Annotated in this window: 13 protein-coding genes; 12 read left to right on the plus strand and 1 reads right to left on the minus strand. The window is 77.5% G+C overall.

Going from position 1 to position 13,307, the window contains the following annotated elements; genetic code table 11:
* The first annotated feature begins 125 nt into the window (after positions 1–125).
* The 12 genes from MF406_RS07280 to MF406_RS07335 all read left to right on the plus strand — a co-directional run bounded on the left by MF406_RS07280 (position 126) and on the right by MF406_RS07335 (position 12,214).
* Complete coding sequence (locus MF406_RS07280) at positions 126–1,148, plus strand: siderophore-interacting protein (RefSeq protein WP_242897279.1); 1,023 nt, start codon at positions 126–128, stop codon at positions 1,146–1,148.
* A gap of 13 nt (positions 1,149–1,161) precedes the next feature.
* Positions 1,162–2,205: an iron ABC transporter permease gene (locus MF406_RS07285; RefSeq protein ID WP_242897281.1), complete on the plus strand. Its 1,044-nt coding sequence runs from the start codon at positions 1,162–1,164 to the stop codon at positions 2,203–2,205.
* Positions 2,205–3,254, plus strand: coding sequence for an iron chelate uptake ABC transporter family permease subunit (locus MF406_RS07290; protein WP_256463942.1), 1,050 nt, complete (start codon positions 2,205–2,207; stop codon positions 3,252–3,254). The genes MF406_RS07285 and MF406_RS07290 overlap by 1 nt, the downstream gene beginning before the upstream one ends.
* Positions 3,251–4,147: an ABC transporter ATP-binding protein gene (locus tag MF406_RS07295; protein ID WP_242897282.1), complete on the plus strand. Its 897-nt coding sequence runs from the start codon at positions 3,251–3,253 to the stop codon at positions 4,145–4,147. Before MF406_RS07290 ends, MF406_RS07295 begins: the two co-directional genes overlap by 4 nt.
* A 102-nt stretch (positions 4,148–4,249) precedes the next feature.
* Positions 4,250–5,263, plus strand: coding sequence for an iron-siderophore ABC transporter substrate-binding protein (locus MF406_RS07300; protein WP_242897284.1), 1,014 nt, complete (start codon positions 4,250–4,252; stop codon positions 5,261–5,263).
* Between the two features lie 227 nt (positions 5,264–5,490).
* Positions 5,491–5,778, plus strand: a complete 288-nt coding sequence (locus MF406_RS07305; RefSeq protein ID WP_242897285.1) for a hypothetical protein — start codon at positions 5,491–5,493, stop codon at positions 5,776–5,778.
* A gap of 1 nt (position 5,779) precedes the next feature.
* A complete protein-coding gene (locus MF406_RS07310; protein WP_242897287.1) occupies positions 5,780–6,457 on the plus strand; it encodes a 2'-5' RNA ligase family protein in 678 nt (225 codons plus the stop codon).
* Between the two features lie 133 nt (positions 6,458–6,590).
* Positions 6,591–6,878: a type II toxin-antitoxin system Phd/YefM family antitoxin gene (locus tag MF406_RS07315; RefSeq protein WP_242897288.1), complete on the plus strand. Its 288-nt coding sequence runs from the start codon at positions 6,591–6,593 to the stop codon at positions 6,876–6,878.
* Between the two features lie 339 nt (positions 6,879–7,217).
* The gene (locus MF406_RS07320; RefSeq protein WP_242897290.1) at positions 7,218–7,403 is read left to right on the plus strand and encodes a hypothetical protein; all 186 of its coding nucleotides are present in this window, start codon (positions 7,218–7,220) and stop codon (positions 7,401–7,403) included.
* A 284-nt stretch (positions 7,404–7,687) separates the two neighbouring features.
* The gene (pheS, locus tag MF406_RS07325) at positions 7,688–8,845 is read left to right on the plus strand and encodes a phenylalanine--tRNA ligase subunit alpha (protein WP_242897291.1); all 1,158 of its coding nucleotides are present in this window, start codon (positions 7,688–7,690) and stop codon (positions 8,843–8,845) included.
* Between the two features lies 1 nt (position 8,846).
* Positions 8,847–11,501, plus strand: a complete 2,655-nt coding sequence (locus tag MF406_RS07330) for a phenylalanine--tRNA ligase subunit beta (RefSeq protein WP_242897293.1) — start codon at positions 8,847–8,849, stop codon at positions 11,499–11,501.
* Positions 11,502–11,581: 80 nt separating this feature from the next.
* Positions 11,582–12,214 (plus strand): flavodoxin domain-containing protein, encoded by a 633-nt coding sequence (locus MF406_RS07335; RefSeq protein ID WP_242897295.1) that lies wholly within the window; start codon positions 11,582–11,584, stop codon positions 12,212–12,214.
* Positions 12,215–12,237: 23 nt separating this feature from the next.
* Here the strand turns inward: MF406_RS07335 and MF406_RS07340 are convergent, their stop codons facing one another.
* Entirely contained in the window at positions 12,238–13,221 is a 984-nt protein-coding gene (locus tag MF406_RS07340; protein WP_242897296.1) for a quinone oxidoreductase, read from the minus strand.
* Positions 13,222–13,307: the final 86 nt, after the last annotated feature.

A 13,307-nucleotide genomic window follows, 5' to 3' on the forward strand; every position in this document is an offset into this window, starting at 1 on the left:
CCTGGTCAGCCGGCCGCCGTCCCGCACGACCGGCCGCCGACCGGCTGACCGCGCAACCCCAGCGCCGGGCGACCCAGGCCGGACGGCCTTTACGGCACGCCCTCCTAGCGTTATATGGTTAGGCAATGCTTACCTCACCGGTGCGCCCGGCGGCCGGCGACGTCGTCGTCAAGGACGACCGCCCCGCCTACCGGCCGTTCCCGGCACGCGTGGCCCGGCTGCGCCCGCTCAGCCCGCACTTCGTCCGGGTGACGTTCGCCGGCGAGGAGCTGCGGTGGTTCGGCACCGACCGGCTGGACCAGCGGGTCAAGCTCGTCCTCCCCGGCCCCGACGGCCGGCCGTGCGACGTCGGCGCCGACGACCCCGAGGTGCTCCGGGCGGGCACCTGGTACGCCCGCTGGCGGGCGCTGCCGGCGGCGGAGCGCACCCCCTTCCGCACCTACACCGTCCGGGACGTGCGGCCCGAGGCCGGCGAGGTCGACGTCGACCTGGTCCGCCACGACCACCACGACGACGACGCCGGCCCCGCCGCCCGCTGGCTCGCCGCCGCCCGGCCCGGGGACCCGGTGCTCCTCGTCGGCCCGGACGCCCGCTCCGCGGAGTCCGCGACCGGCATCGACTGGGCGCCGGGCACCGCCACCGAGCTCCTGCTCGCCGGCGACGAGACGGCGGTGCCGGCGATCTGCTCGATCCTGGAGACCCTGCCCCCCGGGCGCCGGGCCCGGGCCTTCGCCGAGGTGCCGGACGCCGCGGACATCCTGCCGGTGGACCTGCCGGCCAACGCCCAGCTCACCTGGCTGCCGCGCGGGGACGCCCCGCACGGCCACCACCTGGTGCCCGCCGTGCAGGAGTGGATCGGCGCCAACGCCACCGTGGTCGACGGCGCCCGCGCCGGCGCCGTCCAGCCGCTGCAGGACGTCGACGTCGACGCCGAGCTCCTCTGGGACTCCCCGGTCGTCCAGGTGCTGCCGGTGGACACCTGCGGGCGCGGCGGGGAGCGCTGCGGCAGCGACTTCTACGCCTGGTTCGCCGGCGAGGCCGGCACCATCAAGACCCTGCGCCGGATCCTGGTCACCGACACCGGGGTGTGCCGCCGCCGGGTCGCGTTCATGGGGTACTGGCGGCGCGGGCGCGCCGAGGCGCAGTGACGCGCGCCCGCCGATGACCGCCACCCTCACCCCGGCCCCGCCCGTGCGGCCGGCCGCCCGGCCGAGCCGGCGCGGCCTCGGCCTGCTCGCCGTCGCCGTCGTCCTGGCGGTCGTCGTGCTGGCCTCCCTCGCCCTCGGCGCCCGGGACATTGCCCCCGCCGACGTGGTCCGCGCCCTCCTCGCCCCCGTGCCCGGCGACGCCGACCACGCGGTGGTGCGCGACCAGCGCGTCCCGCGCACCGCCGTCGGGCTGGTGGCCGGCGCCGCCCTCGGGCTGGCCGGCACCCTCATGCAGGGCATCACCCGCAACCCGCTGGCCGACCCCGGCCTGCTCGGGGTCAACGCCGGCTCCGCCCTCTTCGTGGTCCTCGCGATCACCCTGCTGGGCGTGACCAGCCCGGCCGGCTTCGTCTGGTTCGCGCTGGCCGGCGCGGCGCTGGCCGCCGCCCTGGTCTACGGCATCGGGTCGATCGGCCGGGAGGGCGCCACCCCGGTCAAGCTGGCCCTGGCCGGCACGGCGCTGACCGCCGGGGCCACCTCGCTCATCACCCTCGTGCTGATCACCGACGAGGGCACCCTCAGCGTCTACCGCCGCTGGTCGGTGGGCTCCCTCGCCGGCCGCGGCACCGACCAGCTGCTGGCGCTGGCGCCCTTCCTCCTGCTCGGCGCCCTCCTCGCCCTGGCCACCGGGCGGACCCTGAACCTGCTCGCGATGGGCGACGACGTCGCCCGGGGCCTGGGGCAGAACCTGCCGCTGGCCCGGGCGGCCGCCGCCACTGCGATCGTCCTGCTCGCCGGGTCGGCGACGGCGCTGGCCGGGCCGGTGGTCTTCGTCGGCCTGGTCGTCCCGCACCTCGCCCGGCCGGTCACCGGCCCGGACTACCGCTGGATCCTGCCCTACGCCCTCCTCCTCGGGCCGGTCGTGCTGGTCGCCGCCGACGTCCTCGGCCGCCTGGTGGTCCGGCCCGGGGAGCTCGAGGCCGGGATCGTCGTCGCCGTCGTCGGGGCGCCGGCCCTGATCGCGATCGTCCGGCGGACCAAGCTGGCCGGGCTGTGATGACCACCACCACCACCGCCCCCGCCCCCGCCCGCGGGGCCGCCCCCGCGCCGGCCCGGCCCGCCGCGGTGCGGACCCGGGCCGTCACCGCCGTCCTTCTGGTCGTGGTCCTGGTGCTGGCGGTGGCCACCCTCACCGTCGGCACCGGCCGGTCCGCCGCCGAGCTGGGCCGGGTGCTGGCCGGGCAGGGCGAGGCCGCCGACGCGTTCGTCCTGCTGCGGCTGCGGCTGCCCCGGCTGCTCCTCGCGGTGGGCGTCGGGGTCGCCCTCGCCCTCGCCGGCGCGCTCTTCCAGACCGTCCTGCACAACCCGCTAGCCAGCCCGGACATCCTCGGGATCAGCGGCGGCGCCTCGCTCGCCGCCGCGACGGCGATCCTGCTCGGCGGCCTGTCCGGGGCCGCCGTCTCCCTCGCCGCCCTCGGCGGGGCGGTGCTGGCCGCCGCCGCGATCTACCTGCTCGCCTGGCGCTCCGGGGTCAGCGGGTACCGCTTCGTCCTCGTCGGCGTGGGCGTCGCGTTCCTCGTCAACGCCGGCATCGGCTACCTGATCACCCGCGCGGACGTCAACGACGTCCCCTCCGCCCTGGTCTGGATGGTCGGCAGCCTGGGCACCCCGGCCTGGCGGGAGGTCCTCGTCCTGGCCGTGGCGCTCGCGGTGCTGGTCCCGCTGGTGGCGCTGCTGGCCCCGGCCCTGCGGGCGCTCGAGCTCGGCGACGACACCGCCGGCGGCCTCGGCGTGCCGGTGGAGCGCACCCGGCTGACCGTGCTCGGCGTCGCCGTCGCCCTCGCCGCGGCGGCCACCGCCGTCGCCGGGCCGGTCGCCTTCGTCGCGTTCGTCTCGGCGCCCCTCGCCCGGCGGCTGGTTCCGACGGCGGGGCTCGCCCTGGTCCCCAGCGCCCTGGTCGGCACGGCGCTGGTGCTCGGCGCCGACCTCGCCGGGCAGCACCTGCTCGGCCTGAAGGTGCCGGTCGGGATCGTCACCGGCGTCATCGGCGCCCCGTACCTGCTGTGGCTGCTGGCCACCACCAACCGAGAGGGGCGGGGCGCATGAGCGACCGCACGAGCGACCGGCCGCCGGACGGGCGCCAGAGCGGACGGCCGGACCAGCGGGCGGGCCGGCACCCGGGCCACGAGCTGCGGGCCGAGCGGCTGAGCCTGGCCTACGACGGCGACCTCGTGGTCCGCGACCTCGACCTGGACCTGCCCGCCGGCCGGGTCACCGCCGTCGTCGGCGCCAACGGCTGCGGGAAGTCCACCCTGCTGCGCGGCCTGGCCCGGCTGCTCCGCCCCCGCGGCGGCGCCGTCCTGCTCGACGGGCGCCCGGTCCACACCCTGCCCGCCAAGGAGGTCGCCCGGACCATCGGGATCCTGCCGCAGAGCGCCACCGCCCCGGACGGGATCACCGTGGCCGACCTCGTCGGCCGGGGCCGCTACCCCCACCAGGGCTGGTTCCGGCAGTGGACCGCCGCCGACGACGACGCGGTCCGCTCGGCGCTGGCCGCCACCGGGACCGCGGACCTGGCGGCCCGGCGCGTCGAGGAGCTCTCCGGCGGGCAGCGCCAGCGGGTGTGGCTGGCGATGGCCCTCGCCCAGGACCCCGACGTGCTGCTCCTGGACGAGCCGACCACCTTCCTCGACGTCACCCACCAGGTGGACGTCCTGGACCTGCTGCACGAGCAGAACCGGGACCGCGGCACCACGGTGGTCATGGTGCTGCACGACCTCAACCTCGCCGCCCGGTACGCCGACCAGCTGGTCGTCATGGCCGCCGGGCAGGTCGTCACCGCCGGGCCGCCGTCGGCGGTGCTGACCACCGACCTGCTGCGGGACGCGTTCGGGCTCGCCGCCGAGATCCTCCCCGACCCGGTGTGCGGATCGCCGATGGTCGTGCCGATCGGCCGGTTCCACGGCCGGGCACCCGCCCCCGCCGGGGCCGTGCCCTGACCGCCGGCCCTGACCGCCGGCCCCGCCCGACCGACATCCGTCGCTGACCGTCGGCCCCGCCCGCCCGACCGACATCCGTCATCAACCAACCCAGGAGCTCCTGTGACCTTCCCCCGCCCCGCCGCGGCCGCGACCGCGGCCGCCGCCGTCCTCGCGCTCGCCGCCTGCGCCGGCTCGCCCGCGTCGCCCGACGAGGAGACCGACCCGGCCGGCACCGACTTCGCCCCGGTGACCATCGAGCACGCCTTCGGCAGCACCGAGATCAACGACCAGCCCCAGGACGTCGTCACCCTCGGCTGGGGGAGCGCGGAGGCGGCGATCGCCCTCGACGTCGTCCCGGTGGGCATCGAGGCCCAGACCTACGCCGCTGACGAGAACGGGCAGCTGCCCTGGGTGACCGAGGCGCTGAGCACCGCCGACGCCGAGCCGACCATGATCTCCGCGACGGTGGACGAGCCCGCCTACGAGGAGATCAGCGCGCTGGAGCCGGACCTCATCCTCGCCCCGTACTCCGGCCTGACCGCCGAGCAGTACGAGGTCCTCAGCGAGATCGCGCCCACCGTCGCCTACCCGGAGGAGCCGTGGACGACGCCGTGGCGGGAGGTGATCACGACCGTGGGCACCGCGCTGGGCAAGGCGGACGAGGCCGACCGCCTGGTCACCGACCTGGACACCGAGATCAGCGAGGCGGCCGACGCCCACCCCGAGCTCGCCGGCAAGACCGTCGCCGCGGTCTGGGACGTCGGGGGCACGTTCTGGGTGTACAAGCCGGCCGACGCCCGGGTGGACTTCCTGCTCGACCTGGGCCTGGAGAGCGCCCCGGCCGTCGAGGAGCTCGCCACCGACGAGGAGACCTTCACCTACTCGCTGAGCTATGAGGAGACCGACCGCCTGGTCTCCGACGTCCTCGTGGTGTACGCCTCCACCGAGGAGGAGGTCGAGACCTTCCGCGGCCAGTCCTACGCCCAGGCCATCCCCGCCGTGCAGCGCGACGCCGTCGCCGCCGTCGTCGGCGACGAGCTGATCGCCGCCATGTCCCCGCCCACCGCGCTGTCCGTGTCCTGGGGGCTGGACCGGTACGTCGAGCTGCTCGCCGGGGCGGCTGCCGCCGAGTAGCGGGCGCCACCCGGGCGGCCCCGGCGCCCGCGCCGCCGGCGGCGACGCCGGCGCCGGCTTCCCCGGGCTGCCCGCGCCGACTAACGCCGGCTTCCCCGGGCTGCCCGCGCCACCGGCGCCGGTGCTACCGTCGCCCGGGGTCGGCCCGCCACCACCGGGGCGGCCAGCGGTGCCCACCGCCGCGGCGGGCCCTTGACCGGGCCGGGCGCCCGGGTCATCCTCGGTCCGTGAGCGTCGTCGCTGTGCCGGAGCTGTCCCGCTGGGTCGGCGACGTGCGCGGCCACGGACGCGGGCTGCGGGTGACGACGCACGCGGAGGCCGGGCTGGTCGTGCTGAGCGCGTGGCGCGGGGACCGGTGCGCGGCAACCGTCCGGCTCCTGCCCGCGCAGGCCGCCGCGCTCGTCGCCGGGCTGACCGAGGGCCTCGCCGCGCTCCAGCCGGAGGTCGCCGGACGCCGGCCCGAGCTTCCGTTCCGGCCCGAGCCTGCCGAACGCCGGCCGCTCCGCACCCGCTGACGTGCGGCTCTTCCTCGCTCTCCCGCTGCCCCCGGCCGTCGCGGACCACCTCGATCTGGCCCTGGGCGCCCTCACCGCCGCGCGCCCGGCCCGCGGCGGCGGTCCCGGCCCGCTGCGGTGGGTCGAGCCAGACCAGCGGCACATCACCCTGCTCTTCCTCGGCGAGGTCCCCGGCGGGGCGGTGCCCGAGCTCAGCGCCGACCTCGGCCGGGTGCTGGCCGCCGCGGCGCCCGCCCGCCTGCAGCTGCGCGGCGCCGGCACCTTCTCCCGACGCACCCTGTGGGTGGGCGTGCACCAGGTGGCCGAGGACGACGACGGTGCCCAGCCCGACGGCGGCGCCCGGGCCGACGGCGGTGGCCGGGCCGACGGCGGTGCCCGACCCGACGGCGAGACGCTCCCGGCGCTGATGAGCGCGCTGGAGGACGTGGCCGAGCAGCACACCACCATCGCCCGGCGCAACCGCCACCGCGCCCACGTCACCCTCGCCCGGGCCCGCGACCGGCGCGCCGACGAGGCCGACCTCGCCGCCCTGGCCCACGCACTGTCCGTCTACGCCGGGCCGTCCTGGCGCGCCGAGGCGGCCTACCTCTACTCCTCCGAGCTCGGCGCCGGCAAGGGCGGCACCCCCGTGCACGAGGTCGTGGAGACCTTCTCCCTCGGCCCGGCCGACGACGGCTGACTGCCGCCGCTCGGGCGGCCACCGACGGGCGGCGCACCGCCTGAGCGGAGCCAGAAGCAACCTGCGTGGGCCGGTGCTCTCGCACCGGCACCGCCGGTTGCGCGTGGCTCGGACGCGAGCGGACGATTGGGCTGTGCAGACCATCAGCGCGAGCACCGCACGCCGGACCCTTCCGGCCCAGCTCGACCGGGTGGAGGCGGGCGAGGAGGTCGCGATCACGCGGCACGGCCGCGTCGTCGCCGTGCTCGTGCGCCCGGACGCGCTCGGGGCGCGCCGCGCCGCCGAGGCGTGGGGCCAGGCCAACCGGATCGCTGTCCGGCTCGCGACTGCTCGCCGCGAACCCCTGCGGCACCCGGTGCTCGGCCCCGAGCGGGCCGAGGAGCTGGTCGAGGCCGTCCGCGCCGACCGGTCGGCACGGTGAGCGGGCGGACCGTGTCGACGCCGATGTCCTGAGTCTCTGGTCTGGCCGAGGGCCATCCGACGGGCGCGGGGGTCGCTGAGCCGAGGGGGCGCTCGATCACGCTCGCCGACGCGCAAAAGACGGCAGGATGGATCGACCAGACGCCACCGGAGGGACGATAACGAGCGCGACCGATCTGTACCGCCGCTGGATCGCAGAGCTGTGGAACGGTCCGAGCGATGCTGAGCTCCTGGTCGAGGCCGCCCGGCGGCTGCTCACGGAGGACTTCGTCGGCCACTGGCCCCGGCAGGAGGTCCGGGGCCGAACGAGCCCGGCGCGCTGATCGCGCAGACCAAGGCCATGGTCGCCGACCTCTCGTTCCACATCGAGGTGCAGCCGTTCGCGGCCGACGGACTCGTCGCCGCCCGCTGGACCGGGCGCGGAACGACGACCGACGGCACCGAGTCCGGGTTCTTCGGCAACGACATCCTCACGGTCAGGGCGGACCGCCTCGCCGAGTACCGGGTCGCCTCCGGTGAGAGGTAGGCGGCACCAACGACACGGCCACACGGCTTGCTGCCCCTGCGGGTGGTCGCCGCCGCCTTGGCCGCCGCCCGGCAGCGCCGAGCGGGGCTGCCGCCACCCGCTGTGGCACCATGGGGCCCATGCGCAGCGCGACCCTCGTCGGTGGGAGCCGATTTACCGGGCCCGTCCGGGTCCTGGTCGGCTGAGCGCTGCCGCGGAACCAACCTGCCCGGACGGGCGCGGAAGACCCAGCGACCGCGACGCCGCGTCTGCGCGCCGCCCCCGACCCGCCCGGAAGGCACCGCATGTCCACGCCCACCCCGCCGCCCCGCCGCGACCCGGCCACCGACGACCCGTCGTCCGCCGGAGCACCCTCGCCCGCCGGCGCCCCCGCCTCCGCCATCGACCCCCTGGACGAGGCAGCCGTCGGCGCCGTCGTCGAGGCCGCGCTGGCCGCCGTCGCCGCCGCCGGCTCCCTGGCGGACCTCAAGGCCGCCCGCCTCGCCCACACCGGGGACCGCAGCCCGCTCGCCCTGGCGAACCGGGCCATCGGGGCCCTGCCCGGTGCGGACAAGGCCCGCGCCGGCCGGCTCGTCGGCCAGGCCCGCGGCCGGGTGAGCCGCGCCGTCGCCGACCGGCAGGCCGAGCTCGAGGCCGAGCGCGACGCCCGGGTCCTGCGCGAGGAGGCCGTCGACGTCACCCTGCCCACCGACCGCGCCCCGCGCGGCGCCCGCCACCCGCTGCAGACCCTGCAGGAGGAGATCGCCGACTTCTTCGTCGCGATGGGCTGGGAGATCGCCGAGGGCCCCGAGGTCGAGCACGAGTGGTTCAACTTCGACGCGCTCAACTTCGGCCCGGACCACCCGGCCCGGCAGATGCAGGACACCTTCTACGTCGCCCCGCCCACCGACGTCGACGGCAACCCGGTGGACGGGCTGGTGCTGCGCACCCACACCTCCCCGGTGCAGGCCCGCGAGCTCCTCGCCCGGGACCTGCCGGTCTACCTCGCCTGCCCGGGCAAGGTCTTCCGCACCGACGCCCTGGACGCCACCCACACCCCGGTCTTCCACCAGGTCGAGGGCCTGGCGGTGGACAAGGGGCTGACCATGGCGCACCTGAAGGGGGTGCTGGACCACTTCGCCAGGGCCATGTTCGGCCCCGGCAGCCGCACCCGGCTGCGGCCGAGCTTCTTCCCCTTCACCGAGCCCAGCGCCGAGATGGACCTGTGGTTCCCGCAGAAGAAGGGCGGCCCGGGCTGGATCGAGTGGGGCGGCTGCGGCATGGTCAACCCCGCGGTCCTGGTCGCCAACGGCGTCGACCCCGACGTGTACACCGGCTTCGCCTTCGGCATGGGCGTGGACCGCACGCTCATGCTGCGCCACGGCATCGCCGACATGCACGACATCGTCGAGGGCGACGTCCGCTTCTCCCAGCAGTTCGGCACCACCGGAAGGGGCCGCTGACATGCCCTACGTCCCCCTCGGCTGGCTCGCCGAGCACGTCGCCGTCCCGCCCGGGACCACCGCCGCCCAGCTCGCCGCCAACCTCGTCCGCGTCGGGCTGGAGGAGGAGCGCATCGTCCCGCCCGCCGTCACCGGCCCGCTCGTCGTCGGCCAGGTGCTCACCGCCGTCGCCGAGGAGCACAGCAACGGCAAGACGATCCGCTACTGCCGGGTCGACGTCGGCCCCGAGCACAACCGCCCCCCGGGCACCGGCAAGGAGCCCGCCGAGGTGCCCAGCCGCGGCATCGTCTGCGGCGCGGACAACTTCGCCCCCGGCGACCACGTCGTCGTCGCGCTGCCCGGCAGCGTGCTGCCCGGCCCGTTCCCGATCACCGCCCGCCGCACCTACGGGCACGTCTCGGACGGGATGATCTGCTCCGCCCGCGAGCTCGGCCTGGGCGAGGACCACAGCGGCATCATCGTCCTCGAGCAGCTCCTCGGCCCCGGCGCCGTGCCCGCGCCGGGCACCGACGCCGTCGCCCTCCTCGGCCTGGGGGAGGAGGTCCTGGAGATCAACGTCACCCCGGACCGCGGGTACTGCTTCGCGATGCGCGGGGTGGCCCGGGAGTACTCCCACGCCACCGGCGCGGCCTTCACCGACCCCGGCCTGCCGGAGAACCTGCCCGCCCCGCCGCCCGCCGCCACCGCCGGCGGGTTCGCCGTCGCCGTCGACGACGACGCCGCCCCCGTGGGCTGCGACCGGTTCGTCACCCGGATTGTCCGCGGCCTGGACCCGACCGCCCGCACCCCCCGCTGGATGGCCCAGCGCCTCACCCAGGCCGGCATGCGGCCGATCTCCCTGGCCGTGGACGTGACCAACTACGTCATGCTCGACCTCGGCCAGCCCCTGCACGCCTACGACCTGGCCACCCTCGCCGCGCCGGTCGTGGTCCGCCGCGCCGCCGCCGGGGAGCGGCTGACCACCCTGGACGACGTCGACCGGGCGCTGGACCCGGCGGACCTGCTGATCACCGACTCGCCCGACGGCGCCCGCGGCGCCCGGGTCCTCGGCCTCGCCGGGGTGATGGGCGGGGCGGGGACCGAGGTCTCCGCGGGGACCACCGACGTCCTGGTCGAGGCGGCGCACTTCGACCCCGTCTCGGTCGCCCGCACCGCCCGCCGGCACCGGCTGCCCACCGAGGCCGCCAAGCGGTTCGAGCGCGGCGTGGACCCCCGGCTGCCGGCCGTCGCCGCCCAGCGGGTGGTCGACCTGCTCGTCGAGCACGGCGGCGGCACGGCCGACCCGGGCGTCACCGACCTGGACGCCACCACCGACCCGGCCCCGGTCACCCTCGACCCGGCGCTGCCCGGGCGGCTGGTCGGGGTGGACTACCCCCGCGCACAGGTCCTGGACCTGCTCCGGCAGGTCGGGTGCACCGAGTTGCCGGCCGGCGCCGGGCCCGCGGCCGGCGGGCCGCCCGACGGCGGCCTGGCCGCCGTCGGCCTCGGCGAGGGCGACCGGGCCGACGACGCCGCCGCCACCGTCCGGCTCCGCCCGCCCAGCTGGCGCCCGGACCTGACCGGCCCGGCGGACCTGGCCGAGGAGGTCGCCCGCCTCGCCGGCTACGACCAGATCCCCGCCGTGCTGCCCGCCGCCCCGGCCGGCCGGGGCCTGACCCCCGAGCAGCGCGGCCGCCGGGACGTGGCCCGGGCGCTGGCCGAGCACGGGCTCACCGAGGTGCTCTCCTACCCCTTCGTCGGCGACGTGCACGACCGCCTCGGCCTGCCCGCCGAGGACCCGCGGCGCGCGGTGCTGCGCCTGGTCAACCCGCTCGCCGAGGACGCCGGGGCGCTGCGCACCTCGGTGCTCGACACCCTGCTGGAGACCGCCCGGCGCAACACCGGCCGGGGCACCACCGACCTCGCCGTCTTCGAGATCGGCCTGGTCACCCGCCCCGCCGGGCTCCGCGCCGCGGCCGCCCCCGGGGTGGACCGGCGGCCCACCGACGCCGAGCTGGCCGCGCTGCACGCCGCCGTCCCGGCCCAGCCGCGGCACCTCGCCGGGGTGCTGGCCGGCCAGCGCGTCCCGGCCGGGGTGTGGGGCCCGGGCCGGGCCGCGGACTGGGCCGACGCCGTCGACGCCGTGCGCACCGCTGCCGCCGCCGCCGGCACCGAGGTCCGGGTGCGCCGCGGCGACCTCGCCCCGTGGCACCCGGGCCGGTGCGCGGAGGTCCTCGGCCCGGCCGGGCAGGTCCTCGGCCACGCCGGGGAGCTCCACCCCAAGGTCACCGCCGCCCTGGAGCTGCCGCCGCGCACGGTCGCCTTCGAGGTGGACCTCGACGCCCTGCTCGCCGCCGCCCCCGCCGAGCCGGTGCAGGTCGCGCCGGTCTCGACCTTCCCGCTGGCCAAGGAGGACGTGGCCCTGGTCGTCGACGACGGCGTCCCGGCCGCCGATGTCGAGGCGGCGGTGCGCGCCGGCGCCGGGGACCTGGCCGAGGAGGTCCACCTCTTCGACGTCTACACCGGCGACCAGCTGCCCGCCGGGAAGAAGTCCCTGGCCTTCGCCCTCCGGCTGCGCGCCGGGGACCGGACGCTGACCGCCGCGGAGACCGCCGAGGTGCGGGCCCGGGTCGTCCAGGTCGCCGGCGAGCGGGTCGGGGCGGTGCTGCGGGGCTGACCGCCGGGGGCGGGGCGGGAGCGGGACGAAGGGGACAAAGGTCCCGCCCGCCCCCGGCGCCCGATGGTCACAGTGGGGGCATGCGCATCCTCGTCGTCATCGCCTCCAAGCACCAGGCCACCGCCGAGGTCGGGGACGTCATCGTGGAAGAGCTACGCGCGGCCGGGCACCAGGCCCGCCGGGTCACGCCCGGGGAGGTGCGCTCCCTCGACGGGGTCGACGCGGTGGTCCTCGGCTCCGCCGTCTACATGACCCAGTGGATGGAGTCCATGCGCGACCTGGTCGCCCGGCGGGCCGCCGAGCTCCGGGCCCGGCCGCTGTGGGCGTTCTCCGTGGGCCTGGCCGGCGTGCCCGCCGGCGAGGTGCAGGACCCGGCCCGGGCCGCCGGGGTGGTGCGCCAGCTCGACCCGCTGGGGTACGTGACCTTCAAGGGCCGCCTCGACCCGTCGGCGCTCGGCCTGCGCGAGCGGTCGGTGGCCCGGATGGGAAGCGCCGCGGAGGGCGACTACCGCGAGTGGGACAAGATCCGGGCATGGGCGCGGGGCATCGCCGCCGAGCTCGCCGAGCACGCCGGCGACGGCCAGCCGGCCAGCGCCGAGCCCGCGCCCGACGGTGCCGCACCCGACGGTGACGCCGCGGCCGCCGGTGACGCCGAGCCCGCCGCGGCCGGCCGGGACCCCGGCGCCGCTCCCGCCCCGTCTGCCGGCGGATGACGGTCCTCGTCGGGCGATGACGGTCAGGGGATGAGCAGCACCTTGCCGGTGGTGCCCCGGCCCTCGAGCGCCTCGTGCGCCGCGCGGGCCCCGGCCAGCGGGAAGTGGGCTCCCACCCGCACGCGCAGCGACCCGTCCGCGGCGGCGGCGAAAACCTCCTCGGCCCGCCACAGCAGCTCAGACCGCTCGGCGGTGTAGTCGCCCAGCTTCGGCCGGGTGACGAACAGCGAGCCGGCCTGGTTGAGCCGCTGCAGGTCGAACGGGGGCACCTGGCCGCTGGCCCCGCCGAACAGCACGAGCATGCCGCGGCGGCGCACCGAGGCCAGCGAGGCGTCGAAGGTGGCCTTGCCCACGCCGTCGTACGCCACGTCCACCCCGGTCCCGTCGGTCAGGTCCCGGACCAGGCGGGGGAGCTCGGCGGTGAGGTCGTCGAGCTCGGTGTACCGGATCACCTCGGCCGCCCCGGCCTCGCGGGCCAGGGCCTCCTTCTCCGCCGAGCCGACCAGGCCGACCACCCGCGCCCCGCGGGCGACGGCGAGCTGGGTGAGCAGCAGGCCCACCCCGCCGGCCGCGGCGGTGAGCAGCACCGTCTGACCAGTCCGCACCGGGAACGTGGAGGTCACCAGGTAGTGCGCGGTCATCCCCTGCAGCGGCAGCGCCGCGGCGGTGTGCAGGTCTAGGCCGGCCGGCACCGGCAGCGCCACCTCGGCCGGGACCAGCACCTGCTCGGCGTAGGAGCCGGGTGCGGCGGCCCAGGCCACCGCGTCCCCGACGGCGAAGCCGGTGACGCCCTCGCCCACCGCGGTCACCGTCCCGGCCCCCTCCGAGCCGGGGACGTGCGGGAAGTCCATCGCGTAGACGCCGCTGCGCTGGTAGGTGTCGATGAAGTTCACCCCGGCGGCGGCGACCTGGACGGCCAAGTCCCCCGGGCCCGGCTCGGGGTCGGGCAGGTCGACGGCGGACAGGACCTCGGGGCCACCGGCGCGGGTGGCGTGGACGGCGCGCATGGCCCCAGGATGCTCGGCCGGCCGTCGTCCGCAAGCTCGGCCGGGCGTCGTCCGCAAGCGCGCCGGGCGTAGTCCGCAGGGTGGGA

Origin of the sequence: Georgenia sp. TF02-10, from assembly GCF_022759505.1 — a bacterium.
Lineage (GTDB): Bacteria > Actinomycetota > Actinomycetes > Actinomycetales > Actinomycetaceae > TF02-10.